8 protein-coding genes are annotated in these 18,964 nt (G+C 70.0%); 6 read left to right on the top strand and 2 right to left on the bottom strand.

Going from position 1 to position 18,964, the window contains the following annotated elements:
* Nucleotides 1-11: 11 nt before the first annotated feature.
* Nucleotides 12-12,254, bottom strand: a complete 12,243-nt coding sequence (locus AC1RLW_RS00645) for a cadherin-like domain-containing protein (RefSeq protein WP_493191916.1) — start codon at nucleotides 12,252-12,254, stop codon at nucleotides 12-14.
* 1,082 nt (nucleotides 12,255-13,336) lie between these two features.
* Between AC1RLW_RS00645 and AC1RLW_RS00640 the strand changes: the two genes are divergently transcribed.
* Both AC1RLW_RS00640 and AC1RLW_RS00635 read left to right on the top strand, forming a co-directional pair.
* Nucleotides 13,337-13,732 carry a hypothetical protein gene (locus AC1RLW_RS00640; RefSeq protein WP_493191915.1) on the top strand — a complete coding sequence of 132 codons (396 nt, stop codon included), beginning with the start codon at nucleotides 13,337-13,339 and terminating at the stop codon, nucleotides 13,730-13,732.
* A gap of 141 nt (nucleotides 13,733-13,873) precedes the next feature.
* Nucleotides 13,874-14,554: a GNAT family N-acetyltransferase gene (locus tag AC1RLW_RS00635; RefSeq protein ID WP_493191914.1), complete on the top strand. Its 681-nt coding sequence runs from the start codon at nucleotides 13,874-13,876 to the stop codon at nucleotides 14,552-14,554.
* Nucleotides 14,555-14,578: 24 nt separating this feature from the next.
* Here AC1RLW_RS00635 and AC1RLW_RS00630 read toward each other — a convergent pair whose 3' ends face one another.
* Nucleotides 14,579-14,983 carry an OsmC family protein gene (locus AC1RLW_RS00630; RefSeq protein WP_492684199.1) on the bottom strand — a complete coding sequence of 135 codons (405 nt, stop codon included), beginning with the start codon at nucleotides 14,981-14,983 and terminating at the stop codon, nucleotides 14,579-14,581.
* A 178-nt stretch (nucleotides 14,984-15,161) separates the two neighbouring features.
* Between AC1RLW_RS00630 and AC1RLW_RS00625 the strand changes: the two genes are divergently transcribed.
* From AC1RLW_RS00625 to AC1RLW_RS00610, 4 genes are all read left to right on the top strand, one after another.
* Nucleotides 15,162-15,371, top strand: a complete 210-nt coding sequence (locus tag AC1RLW_RS00625) for a hypothetical protein (RefSeq protein ID WP_139702348.1) — start codon at nucleotides 15,162-15,164, stop codon at nucleotides 15,369-15,371.
* A 293-nt stretch (nucleotides 15,372-15,664) separates the two neighbouring features.
* On the top strand, nucleotides 15,665-16,129 hold the full coding sequence (locus tag AC1RLW_RS00620; protein ID WP_493191913.1) for a hypothetical protein: 465 nt from the start codon (nucleotides 15,665-15,667) through the stop codon (nucleotides 16,127-16,129).
* 134 nt (nucleotides 16,130-16,263) lie between these two features.
* Complete coding sequence (fusA, locus tag AC1RLW_RS00615) at nucleotides 16,264-18,324, top strand: elongation factor G (protein ID WP_493191912.1); 2,061 nt, start codon at nucleotides 16,264-16,266, stop codon at nucleotides 18,322-18,324.
* Between the two features lie 73 nt (nucleotides 18,325-18,397).
* On the top strand, nucleotides 18,398-18,961 hold the full coding sequence (locus tag AC1RLW_RS00610) for a hypothetical protein (protein ID WP_493191911.1): 564 nt from the start codon (nucleotides 18,398-18,400) through the stop codon (nucleotides 18,959-18,961).
* The last annotated feature ends 3 nt before the right edge of the window (nucleotides 18,962-18,964 follow it).

Genomic DNA, 18,964 nt, shown 5'->3' with positions numbered 1-18,964 from the left:
CTCTGCGTCGATCAGCTCGTGGGCACGCGCACGGTGGGCGTGGCGCGCTGCGGATGCCGCAGCAGCTCGCGCACCGCGTCGCGCTCCGCGGCGGCCGCGGCCACGCGGCTGGAGAACGAGCGCGCCGTGTCGGCGGCCACCGGCGCGGCGGCACCGGCTGCCGGCGCCGTATCGGCCTGCGCCGCCTCGGTGGACGGATGCGCCGCATCGGCACGCGGCACCACGATGCGCCCGCCCTCGCGCGCGGGTACTTCCGCAGGCGGCGGCTGTTGCGGCACCGAGAAGCTGTCGAAATCGCCGAACAGCGGGCTCGCGCCGTCGACCAGCTTGCCGGCCGTGACGCCGCGCAGCGCGAGCGTCTGCTCCACGTCGCGCACCATGCGCAGCGAGAAGGCCACGCCGTCGCGGCTCACGTGCTCGGCGTAGTCCACGCCCTGCGGCTCGCCCCACAGGTCGGTGGGACGGTCTTCGCCGAAGAGGCGGTCGCCGCCCAGCGCGCGCGCGGCGATGGCGCCCGACAGCATCTGGCTCAGGCGCTGCGATTCCTGCACCGCGATCTGCACGAACAGCGCCGGCGTCATCGACTGGTCGATGCGGCGGCTGGGGTCGCCGAAGTCGGCCGGGAACACCTGGTCGCCCGTGAGCGGCCGGTGCTGCGAGGTGCCGTTGATGGTGACGACCAGCTTCGCCGTGCTGGTGCTGCCGTCGGCGTCGGTGATGACGTAGTCGAACACCTCGGTCAGCGTCTGGCCGTCGCCCAGCGAGGCCACGCGCATGTTGCTGGCGTTCACCGAGTAGCTGTAGCTGCCGTCGGCGTTCAGCCGCAGGTTGCCGTAGCGGCCCGCCGTCGATCCGCCGATGGTGCCGGCCACGCCTTCGAACCAAACACCCGTGACCGGCGTCGACGTGCCGTCCGCGCCGAGGCGGTCGGCCACGTCGTTCGCGCCCATGCCGCTGCCGCCGAACACGTTGCCGGTGGCCGTGGTGCCGGGGCGCGTGGTGCCGATCGAGGTGGCGTCGTTGCGTGCCGTGGGCACGTCGTCGATCACCAGCACGCGCAGCGTGCCCTGCGTGGTGTCGCCGTCGCGGTCGGTCACCTGCAACGCGATGTCGTCGGTGACCTGCCCGCCCGCATGGCTCTGCGCGGCGCCCAGCACGTAGGTGTAGCGCACGGTGCCCGTGGCCGCATCGAAGCCGGTGAGCGTGATGCGCCCGCGGTCGGTGGCGATGGTGACCGGGCTGGTGCCGAGCGCGGCCAGCTGCGCCGGCGTGAGCGTGGTGCCGTGCACCGCGATGCTGCCCAGGCCGTCGGGCGCCGTGACGAAGAAGCTGCCCGAGACCGTCTCGCTCGCGTCGCCCGGCTCGACCAGGCCGCGCTCGTGCACGGTGGCCTGCCCGGCCGTGTCGGGGCCGTTGTTGTCGCCGATGACCAGCGTCACGCCGTCGTTGGCGCCGTGGATGGTGAGGGTCAGCGTGGCGGTGCTGGTGTCGCCGTCGTTGTCGGTGAGCGTGTAGCTCACCACCTCGGTCAGCGTGTCGCCCACGACCAGCGCCTGCACGCGCGGGTCGGCGTTGTTCAGCGTGTAGGTGTAGCTGCCGTCGGCGTTCAGCACGATGCGCCCGTAGGTGGTGGTGATCGGCACGCCCACCGTGCCGGCCACGCCGCCGAAGCTCACGCCCGTCACCGGCACGCCGTTGGCGTCGTCGGCGCCGAGGGTGTCGTTGGCCTTCACGTCGCCGCCCACCGTGTTCGGCACGCCGTCCTCGGTGATGGCATGGGTGTCGTTCACGGCCTCGGGCACGTCGTCCACGATGCGCACGGTGAGCGTGCCCGTGGCCGTGTCGCCGCCGGCGTCGGTCACCACCAGCGCAATGTCTTCCGTGCTCTCGGTGGCGTTCGGCTGCGCCACCTGCCCGTCCAGCGTGTAGGTGTAGGCCAGCTCGCCCGTCGTCGGCACGCCGCCCACCGAACTGGTGGGCGTGAAGCCGGTGAGCACCAGCGTGCCGCGCGGCGTGTCGATGGTGACCGGCGTCGTGCCCAGGTTCGCCAGCTCGGCCAGCGTCAGCGTGCGCCCGCCCACGGTGACGCTGCGCATGCCGTCGCTCGCCGAGACCACGATGGTGCCGGTGGTGCGCTCGCGGGTGTCGGGGCCGCCGATGCCGTCGACCAGCCCGCGCTCGTGCACCTCGGCCTGCCCCGTGGCCGCGCCGTTGCCGTCCACGGCGCCGATGGCCGGGTCGCCGTCCAGGCGGCCGTGGATGGTGATCGTCAGCGTGGCGGTGCTGGTGTCGCCGTCGGCATCGGTGATCGTGTAGCGCACCGTCTCGGTCAGCTGCTCGTTGGTCTTGAGCGCGTTGACGGTGGCGTTGTCGTTGTCCAGCGTGTAGGTGTAGCTGCCGTCGGCGTTCAGCACGATGGCGCCGTACGTGGTCGTGAGCGACACGCCCACCGTGCCGGCCGCGCCGCCGAAGCTCACGCCCGTCACCGGCACGCCGTTGCCGTTGTCCGCGCCGTCGCGGTCGTTGGCCTTCACGTTGCCGCTCACCGTGTCGGGCACCGCGTCCTCGGTGATGGCGGCGGTGTCGTCGGTGGCCTGCGGCGTGTCGTTGATGATGAGCACGGTGAGAGTGCCGTTGGCCACGTCGCCATCGCGGTCGGTCACCGACAGCGCGATCTGCTCGGTCACCTCGGTCAGCACGCCGCCGGAGCGATGGCTCTGCGGCGCGCCCAGCACGTAGGTGTAGCTGACCGCGCCGCCGGTCACGATGCCGTTGGGCAGCGTGGTGCCGCTGAAGCCCGTCAGCTGAATCTGGCCGTCGGGCGTGGTGATCGTGATCGGCGCGCCCGGCGTGAGCGCCTGCAATTGCGCCAGCGTCACCACCGTGCCGCCGACGTTGATGCTCGCCACGCCGTCCGCCGCCGTGATGTTGAAGCTGCTGGCGGCGCGCTCGCCGGTGTCGGTGATGCTCACCAGGCCCGACTCGAACACCGTGACCTGCCCGGTCGCCGCGCCGTTGGCGTCGGTGACGGCGATGCCCGGCAGGTCGTTGGCGCCGCGGATGGTGATCGTGAGCGTGGCGGTGCTGGTGTCGCCGTCGGCATCGGTGATCGTGTAGCGCACCTGCTCGGTCAGCGTCTCGCCGACCGACAGCGCCTGCACGCGCGCGTCGGCGTTGTTCAGCGTGTAGGTGTAGCTGCCGTCGGCGTTCAGCACGATCGAACCGTAGGTCGTGGTGATCGACGCGCCCACCGTGCCGGCCGCGCCGCCGAAGCTCACGCCCGTGACCGGCGCCACGTTGCGGTCGTCCGCGCCGATGGTGTCGTTGGTCGCCACGTTGCCCGACACCGTGTTCGGCGCGGCGTCCTCGGTGATGGCGGCCGTGTCGTCGGTGGCCTGCGGCACGTCGTCCACGATGCGCACGGTGAGCGTGCCCGTGGCCGTGGCGCCGCCGGCGTCGGTCACCTGCAGGGCGATGGCTTCGGTGCTCTCGGTCGCGCCCGGCTGCGGCACCTGCGCGCGCAGCGTGTAGGTGTAGGCCAGGTTGCCCGCCGTGGGCACGCCGCCCACCGAGGCGGTGGCCGTGAAGCCCGTCAGCGTGAGCGTGCCCAGCGGCGTCGTGATGACGACCGGCGTGGTGCCCAGGTTGGCCAGCTCGGCCAGCGTCAGCGTGCGCCCGCCCACGGTGACGGTCTGCAGGCCGTCGGCCGCCGACACCGTGACGACGCCGCTGCCGTTCTCGCGTGCATCGGGACCGGCCGGGCCGTCGACCAGGCCGCGCTCGTGAACCTCGGTCTGGCCCGTGGCCGCGCCGTTGCCGTCCACGGGCACGATCTCGGGGCTGGCGTCGGTGCGGCCGTGGATGGTGATCGTCAGCGTGGTGGTTGAGGTGTCGCCGTCCGCGTCGGTGAGGGTGTAGCTCACCGTGTCCGTGAGCGTCTCGCCGTCCTTCAGCGCGTTGACGCGCGGGTCGGTGTTGTTCAGCGTGTAGCTGTAGGTTCCGTTCGCGTTCAGCACGATGCTGCCGTATTCCATGCCCAGCGCGCTGCCCACCGTGCCTGCGTTGCCGCCGAAGCTCACGCCCGTCACCGGCACGGCCGTGTCCGCGCCCTCGCGGTCGTTGGTCTTCACGTTGCCGGTCACGGGGTTCGGCGCGGCGTCTTCGGTGACGCTGTTCGTGTCGGGGTTCGCGGTGGGCACGTCGTTCACGATCAGCACCGTGAGCGTGCCGCTGGCCACGTCGCCGTCGCGGTCGGTCACGCTCAGCGCCACCGCCTCGGTCACTTCGCCCGCGCTGTGGTTCTGCGCCGAGGTCAGCGTGTAGGTGTAGCTGACCGTGCCGCCGGTCACGACGCCGTTGGGCAGCGTGGTGCCGCTGAAGCCCGTGAGGCGGATCTGGCCGTCGGGCGTGGTGATCGTGATCGGCGCGCCCGGCGTGAGTGCCTGCAGCTGCGCCAGCGTCACCACCGTGCCGCCGACGTTGATGCTCGCCACGCCGTCGGCCGCCGTGATGTTGAAGCCGGCGCCCGCTGTCTCGCTCGTGTCGCCCACGCTCGTCAGGCCCGACTCGTGCACCGTCACCTGGCCGGTCGCGTTGCCGTTGGCGTCGGTCACCGTGATGCCCGGCACGTCGTTGCTGGCGCCGCGGATCGTGATGGTGATCTGCGCGGTGTCGGTGCCGCCGGCGCCGTCGGAGATGGTGTACGTGAACAGGTCGGTGAGCGTCTCGCCGGCGATCAGCGCCTGCACGCGCGGGTCGCTGTTGTCCAGCGTGTAGGTGTAGCTGCCGTCGGCGTTCAGCACGATGCTGCCGTGGGTGCCGGTCAGCGGACTGCCCAGCGTGCCGGCCGTGCCGGCGCCGGCCTCGGGGCCGGTGCGGATGCTGGTGACCGTGAGCGTGGTGCTGTCGGGGTCGTGGTCGGCCTCGCCGGGAATGCGGCCGCTGATGACGTTGCTGCCCACCGAGGGCGTGTCTTCGTCGATGCTGTGCGTGTCGTCGACCGCGGTCGGCGGGTCGTTCACGGCCGTGATCGCGAGCGTGCCGGTGAGCACGTTGCTGTTCAGCGGCTGCGGGCCGCCCGCGTTGCCGCCGGGCTGCACGTTGTTGCCGTCGTTGAGCACGATGGTGTAGACGCGCTCGTTGTCGGTGCCGAACGCCGTCGGGTTGTCGCTGCTGCTGCGGTAGGACAGCTGGTCGAGCACCGCACGCACCTCGGCCACGGTGGTGTCTGCGTCGAACTGCACCACCAGCGGCGCGCCGTTGCCGCCCGAGACGCTGACGCCCGGGGGCAGCGCGCCGTTGACGAACAGCTGGTCGCCCGGCTGGTAGCCGTCCAGGCTCACGGTGAGCGAGCCCGCGCCGAACACGCCGGCGGCCAGGCCGGGCGTGGTCGCCAGGTCGAGGTCGCCAACGGTGCCGCCGCTGACCAGCGCCACGGGCGGAATGCTGACGCCGGTGCCGGTCTGGTTGTTCTCCATCGCGGTCGCGCCGGTGGTGCCGCCGATCACCGGCGCGTCGTTGCGCGGCGCGATGGTGGTCGACACGTTGCGCAGCACCGACCACTGGCTGGTGGCGTCGTTGACGGTGGCGCTGATGTCGCCGCTGCCCGCCGCCACCGGCGCATCGGACACGCGCACGACCAGCCCGCCGGGCGTGCCGTTGAAGTCGGCCGCCGGCACGAAGCGCAGCTGCGCGCTGGTGGGCAGCAGCAAGGCGCTGGTGTCGGAGGCGCCCGTCGGCACGGCGAGCCAGTCGGTGCCGTTCAGGCTGTACTCCCACGCGCCCTGCGCGGCGTTGGCGTTGTTGCCCACGATGGCGATGCCGCCGAACGAGGTCGATGCATCGCCGCCGCCGCTGATGGACGTCTGGTTGTCGGTCGCGTCGCCGTAGCCGCCGCCCAGCAGCGTGTCGACGCGCACACCGGCACCCGTCACGTCCTCGACGCCGGCGGGCACGGTCGCATCGGTCGCCGTCGGCCGGTCGTTCACGTTGATCACCGTGGTGCTGAGCACGATGGTGCCGGCGCTGTAGACGGTGGTGCCGCCGTTGTTGGCACCCGCCACGTTGACCGTCGAGCCCGAGGTGGGATCGGCCGTGGCGCTGTCGTTGTTGGTGTCGGTCTCGACCAGCCGCACGGTCAGCGTGGTGGGCGTGCCGTGGAAGTTGGCGGCCGGCACGAAGCGCAGCTGCGCGTCGGCGGCCAGCACCAGGGCCGTGCCGTCGGTGCGTGCGCCGACGGGAATCCAGGTGGCGCCGTTGTCCAGCGAGTACTGCCAGGCCCCCTGCGCGGGGTCCGGGACGTGGCCCGTGATCGCGACGCCGAAGAAGGTGTCGGACGAACTGCCGCCGGTGCCACCGTTGCCGCTGTTGTCGATCAGGTCGGCGGCATCGTCGAAGTGCGAGCCGAACAGGGTGCCCACGGGGGTGCCGGCCGCGTTGTTGCCCACGTCTTCGGTGACGTTCGGCAGCGTCTGGGTGGTGCCGCCCACCACCACCGGCGCATCGTTGACCGGCGCCACCGTGAAGACGAAGGTGCGCGTGGTGACCAGGCGGTTGCCGACCCCGTCCGCGTAGGCGAAGGTGCCGGTCGTGCTGTTGTCGCCGGGCGCCAGGCTGCCCGGACGCCCGCCGGTGTGGCCCTCGTCGTTGACCACCACGGTCACGGTGAAGGCGCCGTTCCAGTCGGCCGGCAGCGCGGCGCCAGGGGCGTCGGGCAGCGCGATCGAGATGGCGTTGATGCGGCTGTTGATCTGCGCCAGCGTGCCGGTGATGGTGATGCTGGCGCCGCCCAACGGGCCGACCGTGCCGCCGCTGCCGCCCACGCCGTTGATGACGAAGCCGGGGGGCACCGACACCGTGGCCGTCAGCACGTCGGTGGCGGCCGCGTCCTGGTCGGTGACCGTGAGGCCGGTCAGCGTGACGCTGCCGTTGCCCTCGTCCACCGTCGGGTTGCCGGCCGCGATGTGGGCCGGGTCGTTGATCGACGACGGGAACAGCGTGCGGTAGGCCGAGGCCACGTTGGCCGTCAGCCCCGCGGGGATCAGCGCGTAGGGGTTGACGTTGGTGGTGGGCACCGCCACCGTGCCGCCGTTCGCGTTGTTGTTCTCGCCGCCGTTGGCGCCGCCCGCCAGCGCGCCGCTGCTGTTCTCGCGCAGGCGGTCGTCCACGATGACCTGCACGCGGTAGGTCTGGTCGGTGTTGGCCAGGCTGCCGCCCAGCGCCACCTGCAGGCCGTCGAGGTAGGCCTGCACCTGCGCGCGCGTGCCGCGGATGACGAGCGCGCTGCCGGTGCCGTCGTAGGTGCTGTCGATGGTCACGCCCGAGCCGGCTGCATTGCTCGAAGTGATGGTGATGGCGTCGCTGCCGCCGTCCGTGTACTGCGCCGCGCCCAGCGGCGCGCCCGTGCCGTTGGTGATGCGCACGGTGACCTGCAGGAAATCGGCTTCGCCGGGCGCGATGCCGCCGCCGTCGCCGTCGATGTCCAGGTCGCGCACGACGAAGCCCGGCACGGCCGACGGCGTGCTGCCGCCCGTCAGGTACAGCGGCGTGTTCGGGTTGGTGCCCGGTGTGAGCCCGGCCGTCGGCGCGTCGTTGACCGCCACGATGGTCAGCGCCATCGTCATGTCGGGCGGGTTGTTCGACACGCTGCCGCCGCCGGTGTCGCCACCGATCTGCGAGCCAGTGTCGTCGAAGGAGACGGTGAGCGTCACGTCGCCGGCGTCGGCGCCGTTGAGGTCGTGGTTGACGTGGGTGGCGCTGCGGTAGGTCAGGCCCGTGACGGCGCCGCTGGTGATCAGCTCCTGGATGTCGCTGGCGCGCCCGGTGAGCGTGAGCGCGCCGGTGTTGTCGCCGGCGATGGTCACGACGCGCCCGCTGGGCAGCGTGAAGCTCGTCTGCCCGCCGGTACCGCCGATGCCCAGCGTGCCGTTGGGCACGGTCAGCCGCAGCGTGATGGGCGTGCCGAAGGCGGCCGACTCGGGGTCGGACACCACGAAGCCCGCGCCGATGTAGGTCGGCTGGTCTTCATAGACCGTGTGCACGGGCGGCACGACCAGCACGCCCGGGTCGTTCTCGCTCGACGCGCGCACCAGCACCGAGGCCGCCGCGAGGTTGCCCGTGATGTCGCCGGTGGTGGGCACCGTGTCGGCGTACCAGTCGTACTCGGTGGCCGGAATCGCGATGTTCGGCCCGCCCGGCACGCTCGGCTCGTTCTGCGGGCCGCCGTTGGCGCCGGGCTGCAGCACGCCGGTGGCGGTGTCGCGCAGGCGGTCGTCGACGATCACCTGCAGCCGGTAGGCCTGGTCGCGGTCGGTGTCGAAGGTGAGCGTGAGGCCCGCCAGCGCGGCGTTCACCTGCGCGCGCGTGCCGCGCAGCGTGAGGAAGTCGCCGTTGCCGTTCTTGTCGGCGTCGACGGTCACGCCGCCCATCGAGGTCGAGCCGATGGTGGCGCCCGCGTAGGCCGCGGCATTCAACGGGTTGCCGTTGGCGTCCAGCAGCCGCACCGTCACCTGGACGAAGTCGGTCTCGCCCTGGATCACCGCGTCCAGGTCGGTGTCGCCCACGTGGAAGCCGGGCACGGGGTTGTGCGCCGGGTTGCTGCTGTCGATGTCGATCGGGCCGGCCGGCGCGGTCACCGTGGGCGCGTCGTTCAGCGGCGTGACGTAGATCCAGAACTGGCCGCCGGTCTGTTCCTTGTCGCCGTCGCTCAGCGTGAAGGTGAAGCGGTCGCTCGGCGGATCGCCGTTGGCTTCGGTGTGGCCGTCGGATTCGTCGCCCGAATTGAAATAGTAGATGCGTCCGGCGTTCACGTCGGCCTGCGTGAACGAGGAGCCCACGCCCAGCGCCACGAAGTTGACGCCGTCGGTCGAGTACATGATGCGCCCGTGCGTGGTGACGGAGGTGATCGTGTACTGCAGCTGCGTGAGCGTGCTGTCGGGGTCGAAGGCCCTGAGCATGCCCGGCGTGATCTGGCCGCGCCCGCCCTCGGCCACGGTCAGCGGCTGGTTGGCGGTGCCGGGCGGGTCGGGCTGCGTCGGGTCGGGAGCGATCACCGGCGCGTCGTTGACGTTGGTGATCTGGATGCCGACGGTGACGGGGTTCGACGCGGCGCCCCAGCGGTCCACGGCATGCACGTTGAACTGGGTGGTGCGCACCTCGGAGCCGTCGCTCACGAAGCGCAGGCCCGTGGTGCCGGCGCTGCCGGTGATGAGCGAGGCGTCGATGCGCTGCCCCACGGCCACGGCCACCCAGGCGGCGCCGTTCCAGTACTGCAGCTGGCCGCCCGTGGGCAGGCTGTCGAACTCGAACTGCATCGCGCCCGGCCCGCTGCCGGCGTTGTTGAAGGCGTAGTTCGGGTCGCCGTTCAGCAGCGTGGCCGAGCCTTCGAGGTAGCCTTCGCTGGCGGCATCGTCCGCATCGACCACGCGGATCTGCCCGGTCGTGAGGTAGGCGGTCTCGCCTTCGCGGATGACCGTGTTCGACGAGCCGGTGGCCACGGGCACGTCGTTGACCGGCGTGATGAAGAACGAGAAGCTGGTGTTCCAGACGTTGCGCACGCCGCCGACGGCGACGCCGGCCGTCACCGAGAGCGACACGGCCGATTCGAAATCTTCCACGTCGCCGTCGTGCTGGAAGCGGATGCGCCCGGCGTTCAGGTCTTCCTGCGTGAAGGTCTCGTAGGTGTCGATGTCGACCCAGGCCGCGCCGTCGAAGCGCTGCAGCACGCCGTTGCGCACGGGCCCGGTGGTGCCGGTGTAGTCGGTGACGGTGTAGATCACCTGCGACGGCGGCACGCCTTCGACCACGTAGCTCAGGCCCGGCACGGTGTTGAAGTCGGAACCGGTGCCGCCCAGCACCACCGAGCCGCCTTCGCTGAGCGTGCCGCGCGTGGCGCCGTTCTGGTCGGTGCCCGCATGGTTGGAGCCCGAGGTGGTGACGGTGCCGTCGATGGTCTGCAGCGGATCGCCGTTGCCCGCCGGGGTTTCCACGAGGTTGATCGTGAACTCGTAGGTCTTCAGCGTGCCGTCGGGGTTGCGGTCGGCGCCCTCGCGGATCACGGTGTTGCCGTTCGCGTCCCAGGTCGGCCCGAGCGTGTTGTCGACCACCTGGAAGCTGAAGGTGTCGGTGTCGCCCGCCGCCGCGCCCTGCGTCTGCACGTACTGCACGCGGCCCGAGCGCACGTCTTCCATGGTGAAGGTGCCGCCCGGCGGCAGGATCTTGCCGTCCAGCAGCAGGTAGCCCTGGTTCAGGCCGTTCATCGAGGTGACGGCAAAGGTCAGGTTGTCGTCGCTCGAGTCGACGTCGGTCGCGCCGAGCATGCCGGGCGTGAGCGTCACGGTGTAGCCGCCGCCCGCCGGGTCCACGGTCGCCTCGAGCGTGCTGTCGGGGTCGAGCACCGGGTCGTCGTTGGCCGGGCGCACGTTGATGGCGATGGTGCCCGAGGTGGACGACGGTGTGCCCGTGCCGCCGCCGGCGTCGCTCACCGTGACGCCGAAACCGTCGGTGAACGGGTAGCTCTGTCCGTTGTTGTCGCGCTGGCCGTTGTTGCCGTAGGTGAGGCCGCCGCGGTCGTCGTAGCCGAACACGAAGCCGGCGTCGATGTCGGCCTGCGTGATGGCGCGGTTGGTGACGTTCTGGGGCACGCCGCCGATCAGCACCGTGCCCGTGAAGTACAGCGTGCCGTCGGTGGGCAGGCTGGTCAGCCGCACCGTGAGGTCGCCGCTGGCGTCGTCGCCGCCGCCGTCGGCGACGATGAAGTTGCCCACGACCGAGCTCGGGTTGCCGCTGCCGTCCACTGCGTTGGGCGGCTGCCCTTCGAACACGCTGCCCCCGCCCGAGACCACCGGCGGCTGGTTCAGCGGCGTGACGTTCAGCGTGATGGTGGCGTGGTCGGAGCCGGCCAGCGGCGTGGCGCCGTCGTTGACGACGATGACGAAGCTGTCGTCCAGGTTCTGGTCCGCGCCGGTGGCCGTGTGCACGTAGGCGACGCGGCCCGCGAGCACGTCGGCCTGCGTGAAGACCGAGCCCACGCCGATGCGTTCGCCGTTGAGCGTGAGGTAGCCGTGCGCGGTGTTGGTCGCGATGCCGTAGACGATCTGGCCGGTGTTCTGCGAGCCGATCGTCACCTCGGGGTCGATGGCGTTGAGCGTGGTGCCGGTCAGCAGCGTTGTGCCGCCCTCGGAGACCGTCTGCGCCGCGTCGGCCACCGTGGTCGGGTCGTTCGACGGCGTGATCGTCACGTCGAGCGCGCGGTTGGCGGTGAGCGCCGGCGTTTCCGAATCGGTGATCGACACCAGGATGCGCGTGGTGGCCGTGGCGTTGCCCAGTTCGGTGTCGGCGGCGGTGAACACCAGCTGGTTGATCCAGGCGTTGGCATCGGCCACGCTGCCGACGAAGCGGTAGCCGCCGGGCACGGTGGTGACGCCCGCCATGCTGGCGCTGGACAGCGCGCCCAGCGCGGGGTTCTCGACGGTCACGTCGACCGTGACATTGCCCGCGCCATCGTCGGTGAGCGTCCAGCCGCTGAGCGTGGCGCGGTCGGCGCCCGGCGCGTTGAGCGAGCTGGGTTCGCTGACCGTGATGCGCGGCGTGGTCGTCGACACGGTGGGCGCGGCCAGCAGGCCGTCGTAGTCGGTGGCGGCGAAGGCGCGCGACTCGATGAGGCCCGTTGCGACTTCGAGCGACCAGTCGCCCTGGCGCGAGGCCGCGCCGGTGGCGTCGAGCGACGCTGCCACGTCGGCGCCCGTGGCACGGCCCAGGGCCTGCACGAAGCGTTGCCCGTCGGCGCCCACGTCGCACCCGTAGAGCAGGATGTCGCCGTCCGCGCCCAGGCTCGCGCCGATCGCCTGCCAGGCGCCGGCCGAGCGCGCCAGGCCGGCGACGTCGAGGGTTTCGTTGCCCAGCGTGATCTCGCCCGCGCTGCCGTGGCTGAGGATGTGCAGCGCCGTGAGGCCGCTGCGCCCTTCGAGCGCCTGGCGCAACTGTTCGACGCCGGACGAGCCGGTGTCCAGCAGGATCAGGTCGGCGCCCTGCGGCACCGAGGCGGCGAGCTGCTGCCAATTGGCAACATTCTTGTCGACGACGTAGACCTCGCTGGCCGGGGTCGGGGCCGGGCCAGGCGCGGATCGCGCGTCCGCTTCGGGCGTGCTTTCGCGCCCATGCGGCACGGCAACGGGCGCCGCCGCGTCGGCGGCATGCGGCGCATCCCCGTGCGGGCCCTGCGGCGCGTCCGCCGGTGCCGCCGCGGCGGCCTCCACAAAAGCGGCGCCATCAAATAGCTGCCGGCTTTCCAGCGCAAATCGATGAGCGCGTGGGCGAAGGAATTGGGGCGATTGAGACCTTGGCATGGCTCAAAGTGTGACGACAAATATGCAAATGTGTCCACTATTAACGTTCTATCTTTTCGAGCCAATACCGTCAAAAAATCGCAAAAACAACGGCTTCCTTTGCTTTTCACCTCAATTTGAAATTAATTGTTACCCACTCATCACGATCCATTCGCCGGCTCATATGTGAGGCATATCCATTGCCGTATTCCTCTCCGCACAAGGCGATCTTCCCTCGACACTCAGGCGATCGAAGCCTTTGCGAATTTCGTTCGTTTGAATTACCCGATCTATTTCATATTTTCAACTACGGGATTCCGTAGAAAATCGGGGCGGGAATTCCCTATTCCTTGATGGCAAAGAACTCGCTGGTCATGAATGGCGCGCCAACGCCTCAATTCATCGCAGCCGATTCACAACTGAAAGAGCATGTGCATGCCATCCTGCAATGAGAACCTTTGCCATAAGAATTAATTGATGCAATGCACAAGCCGAGGGTTCGGCGGCAATTCGATCGACCGGGAACCGGGCCACATCCGGCCATGTCCAGCCGGCTGCCGCGCACCGCGAGGAGCGGGTCTGCGGCACGGGGTTGTAACCATGTGCGCGACCGCTGAAGAGGCACGGCAGGCCGCTTGGCCGACTCCGGAAATGGACCGCAGCGCGCCTTCAGGAAACTTCACGCGGCCTCGTCGCTTCGATGTAATTCGAAAGAATCAACAACATCCGCTTGCAGATGCGAGGCCGGTCGAGCACCCGGTTCGGCGGGCCATCACGCCCCCTGTGTACGCCTGCGCAGCTTCGACTGCTTAACCCGGCAATATTTAACGATTCAAGATGATTGTTACGTTTTTGGAGCATCTGCGGGCCCACGATTCCGGCCTTCGCGAGGGTCTGTTGCACAGGGCGCGGTGATACTGTTCCGGCCCCGAATCTTGCGTTCCTGGTGCGCGCACTGCGCGCCGGAGGACACGAGGCGTGGCACATCATCCAACTCGCTCATGTAAGAAAAAATGAACAAACTGCTCGCACTCATCTTCGTGGCTGCCGCCATCACCGCTTGCTCGAAGCAAGAGTCCACGCCCGCAGCGCCGGCCGCACCCGCAGCACCTGCTGCCGCCCCGGCCACGCCGGCAGCCGCACCGGCCGCCAGCGCACCGGCTGCTGCCGCACCCGCTGCCACCACGACGGCATCGGCCGACGTGCCCAAGGAATGCCAGGAATACCTGGACAAGGTGAGCGCCTGCGTGGGCAAGCAAAGTGGCGCCGCCGCCGACGCCCTGAAGTCCAGCCTCGAGCAGACCAAGGCCACCTGGGCCAGCTACGGCGCCAACGCCGCCCAACTCGGCGCTGCCTGCAAGGCCGCTTCCGACGCCTTCGCCGCACAAGCCACGGCCATGAAGTGCTGATGCACTGAGTCGCTGACGCCGGCGAGGTTGCCCTCGCCGTGCGACGCGACACACCTCCTCGTCACCGACGAGGAGGCGCCGCCCCCCCCACATCAACGGTCGGCGCAAAACGGTCCCTGTCAGGCCGAAAGAATCCTTTCCATGACAGACCTCCTCACCAACCTCACCTGGCACGCCCTTTCGGGCCCGCATGCGTCTTTTGCCGCCGGCACTTCGACCGCACGCCGCTACGCCACAGGCTTCTCCCCCATCGTCGGTTTTGCCGACGCACTGCACCCCGACCTCGACGCGCTGCTGCCCTACTGCACGCCGGACGAGCACTTCTATGCCATCGGCTGGTCGCGCCCCGTGCCGTCCACCTGGCAGGTCGACATGGAATCGGTCATCGTGAAGATGATCTGGGACGCACCTGCGCCCGTGGCCGACACGCTTCCTGATGTCGTTCGGCTGGGTGCGACAGATGTCGAACAGGTGCTCGCCCTCGCCGCCCTCACCCGCCCCGGCCCCTTCTCCACGCGCACCATCGAACTCGGCGAGTACGTCGGCTGCTTCGACCCCGACGGCCGCCTCGTGGCGATGGCCGGCGAACGCATGGCCGCCGGCACGCTGCGCGAGATCAGCGGTGTCTGCACGCATCCCGATGCGCAGGGCAAGGGCTACGCGAAGCGCCTCGTCACGCGCCTGGTGGCGCAGCAGATGCAGCGCGGCGAAGTGCCCGTGCTGCATGTGATGCAGGGCAACGCGGGCGCGCGGCGGATCTATGAGCGCATGGGTTTTCGCGTGCACAGCGAACCGGTGGTTCGCGTGATCTCGCGGCGCTGAACAGCGCCGCGCCTGTTGCCTGGATCAGGCCGCGGCCACCCCGCGCTCGCTCGTGATCTCGGCACCTTCGCGCATCGTCTTCGTGACAGGCGTGTTGGCCACCACCTCGAGCAGCCGGCTCCATTGCGCATCGGTGAGCGGGCCGCTGGCGTGCAGCACGCGATGGATGTGCGCCTTGCCATCGGCGTCCTTCGTGAAGCTCAGCTCGGCCTTGAACTCGCCCAGCTCCCAGCCCTTGCGCTGGGCATACATCCGCAGCGTGATCGCGGTGCAGGCGGACAGCGCGGCCAGGTAGTAGTCATAGGGCGCCGGCCCGGCGCCCTGCCCGCCCAGCGATGCCGGCTCGTCCGCCACGAGCTGGAACTTGCCGACCTGGATGCGGTGGTTGAAATTGACGTCGGTGGAGACGATCGTTGCGGTGTGGCCCATGGGTGTGCTCCTGTTGACAAGCAAGCATTCTGGCGCGGCCGAACGCCCGAAAACATCAGCGCCAACGGGGTTGATCCAGACGCTCATAATGCTCGCCGGGCGGCCATGCCAGGGGTCGCCAGCCACCCGGCACAAGCGGGTGCGCCGCCTTCCTGCCTGGCATCGACGGAACGACACCATGAGCGCTTTGCACATGTTTCTACCGGTCTCCGAGCCCGCGCGCAGCGAGGCGCTGGCACTTTTCATCAAGACACACCACGTGCCCCGCCACCTCGTGAGAGGCACCTCGCGCAAGATGCCGGACGACTGCGGTCCCCCCGCGCCGGTTCGCACCTCGCAGGAACAACCGCAGGCCGCATCCGCCCAGCCATCGGCCGCATCGGCCTAGGGCGGGCAGACCGCAAGAAAGACAGCCCTCGCCGCGCCGGTCGCGCGCGGCGCGTGGTCGTGCGCCCTTCTTGACCCGCCTCCGGCGGCCGCCGGGCATCGCGTGCCACATCGCCGCGAGGCAGCCCGTCTTTCCATTCGCCTACACCGAAAGTCCGGGATAAAACCCACCTTCATCGGTCACACTGGCGACATCGAAGAAAGAATGCGAGAGATGTCGCGACATACTGCACGAATGCAAAAAAATCACATGGAAACGAGCCGCCCCACGCTGCGCTCGTTCCGCAGCCAGCCATGACGGAGTTGAGGGTCAGCTGGGAGCACACGTTCCCCGACGACGGGACGAAGCTGGTCATCCATTCGAACTGGGTTTCCAACACCCCCGCCACGCAGGCCTACCTCGAGGCCCTGATCGCGCGGGTCGGGCAGATGGACCCGGCGCCTCACTGCGTTTTCGAGAAGCGCCAGGCCGTCCCGTCGCGCTCGTTGCCGCCGGACCTCGGCACCTTCACCTCGGCCGAGTTCTGGCAGGTGGCCGAACTGCTGCACCTGCAGGCCACCCCGTCCCTCGCCGCCGCGCGGCTGGTGCTGGTCGAGGGCATGCGCCCGGCCAAGGCGGCGAGGCAGCTCAACACGAGCCCGCAGGCGTTGACGAACACGCTGCGCAAGATCCGCACGGAGCGCGCGACCTCGTCGCGGCTGGGCAGGTTGCCCGCCGACCGGCCGCCATCCGAAGGCGCCGCGCCGCAGGAGCCCTGAGCGGCCGACCGGCGCGCCCTCCCCGGCTTGCGTCGGCACGGTCAATCCCGTACGCTGGCCCGGCGTCGATGCGCAGCACCCGAGCCCTTGCGGGCCGCCGGGCCGGCCTTGCGGACGCGCAAAGGAGTCCCGCCATGCCAAGCCGATCGAACGGCCTCGCGGCCGAAATGGAAGCAGTGCGAACGCTGGCGCTGGTGGGCGCGGCGGCCGCTGGCAAGACCTCCCTGGCCGAGGCCCTGTTGTTCAAGGCGGGCGCCGTCGGGGCGTGCGGCAGCGTCGAGCGCGGCAGCACCGTCAGCGACCACGACCCGCTCGAGCGCCGCATGCTGCATTCGCTCAACGCCTCGGTGATGCACCTCACGCACGCCGCCACGCGCATCCACCTCATCGACACGCCCGGCGGCCCCGACTTTCTCGGCCAGAGCCTGCCGGCGCTGGAGGCGGTCGAGACGGTGGCGGTGGTCATCAATGCCGCCACCGGCATCGAGCCGATGGCGGTGCGCATGATGAATTACGCGGCCTCGCGCCATCTGGCCCGCATGATCATCGTCAACAAGATCGACTCGCAGGGCGTCTCGCTGTCGGGCCTGCTGGCCGACATCCAGGCCACCTTCGGCCGCGAATGCCTGCCGCTGAACGTGCCCGACGGGGTGAACCGGCAGGTGATCGACTGCTTCTTCAACCGCTTCGGGCGCTCCGACTTCGGGCCCGTCGAAGCGGCGCACCGCGCGCTGGTGGAACAGGTGGTCGAGGTCGACGCGGCCTTCGTCGACCGCTACCTCGAGGAAGGCGACGTGGACCCGTCCGAGCTGCACGCGCCGCTCGAGCAGGCGCTGCGCGAAGGCCACCTGATTCCGGTGTGCTTCACCTCGTCGCGCAGCGGCGCCGGCGTGGCCGAGCTGCTGGACGTGATCGTCAAGCTCCTGCCCGACCCGACCGAGGCCAACCCGCCGGAGTTCCTCGTCGGCGAAGGCGCGCAGGCCCAGCCCATGCAGGCCGGGCCTGACCCGTCGCTGCACGTGCTGGCGCATGTGTTCAAGGTCACGATCGACCCCTATGTCGGCAAGATGGGCATCTTTCGCGTGCACCAGGGCACGGTCACGCGCGACAGCCAGCTCTACATCGGCGACGGCCGCAAGCCGTTCAAGGTGGGGCACCTGTTCATGCTCCAGGGCAAGGACCACGTCGAGGTGTCGCACGCGGTGCCGGGCGACATCGTGGCGGTGGCCAAGGTCGACGAGATCCATTTCGATGCCGTGCTGCACGATGCGGCCGAAGACAGCCATGTGCACCTCGCGCCGCTGCCGTTCCCGGTGCCGGTGTACGGCCTGGCCGTGGAGCCCAAGCGCCACGGCGACGAGCAGCGCGCCTGGGAAATCCTCGGCAAGCTCGCGGCCGAAGACCCGTGCCTGCGCATCGAGCATGTGGCCGCGACCAACGAGACGGTGCTCTACGGCCTCGGCGAGCTGCACCTGCGCCTCGTGCTCGAGCGCCTGCGCGAGGTGTACCGCTTCGAGGTCCAGACGCGGCCGCCGCGCATCGCCTACCGCGAGACCGTGACCGCGCCGGCCGAGGGCCACCACCGCCACAAGAAGCAGACCGGCGGCGCCGGCCAGTTCGCCGAAGTCTTCCTTCGCATCGAGCCGCTGGCGCGCGGCGCGGGTTTCGAGTTCGCCGACGAAGTCCGGGGCGGCGCCATTCCGAACCAGTTCATCCCCGCGGTCGAGAAAGGCGTGCGCGAGGTGCTGGCCTACGGCGCGATCGCCGGCTACCCCGTGGTCGACGTGCGCGTGGTGGTGTACGACGGCAAGCACCACAGCGTGGACAGCAAGGACATCGCCTTCGCGACCGCCGGCCGCAAGGCCTTCATGGCCGCGATCCGCGAGGCGCAACCGGCCGTGCTCGAGCCGATCGTGCAGATCGAGATCGCCGTGCCCGAGCATGCCGTGGGCGACGTCACGAGCGACCTGTCGTCGCGGCGCGGCCTGGTCACCGGCACGTCGGGCCTGGGGGCCGGCACGGTGGCCATCGGCGGACAGGTGCCCGAGGTCGAGCTGGCCAACTACCAGTCGCGCCTCAATGCGATGACCAGCGGCCAGGGGCGCTACACCATCGCGCTGTCGCACTACGAGGCCGTGCCGCCGACCGTGCAGCGCACGCTGATGGGGCAGTACCGGGTGCGCGACGACGACTAGGCGCCCACCGGGAGCATGACGCTGCCATGGCCTAATGGCCGGCATCCGCCATTCATCCCGCACGGGCTCCCCGATGAAGAAACTGCTGCCGCTGGTCCTGTCCACCCTGTTCGCCCTGCCCGCTTCGCAGGCCCACGCCGCACCGCGCCAGCCGTACACCCCGGACCAGGCGCGGGCGCTGCTCACGCAACTCGGTGCGCACGTGATGGTCATCAATTCCGACCAGACGCTGATCAAGAAGAAGCCGGCGAGCGCGTTCGACGTGCTGACCTACTACCCGCTGCCCAAGGCCAAGGTCGACGAATACAAGCGCAACGGCCACATCGTCAACACGAACGACGACATCGCCGACGCTGCCACCTACCGGATCAAGGACTACGCGCTGACCAACGAGAAGAACGAAAAGCTGCGCCTGAAGGACGACGGCGGTGCGCCGTCGCTGCAGGACTTTTCGCTCTGGACCTACGACCACGCCCTGAGCAGCCAGCGGGGCTTCTACGTGAAGCTGGACAAGCCCTTCGAGCGCGTCAAGGGGCACCTCACGGTGGTGTTCGAGATGCCCGGGAACCTCCGGCACGAGACGCGGGTGCCGGTCGACCTGTCCATCACGGACAAGGACCCGCGGCCCGGCACCTGATCC

It is taken from the genome of Variovorax sp. GW822-FHT04A09 (genome assembly GCF_058801005.1).
This window is presented reverse-complemented; position numbering and strand designations above follow the sequence as displayed.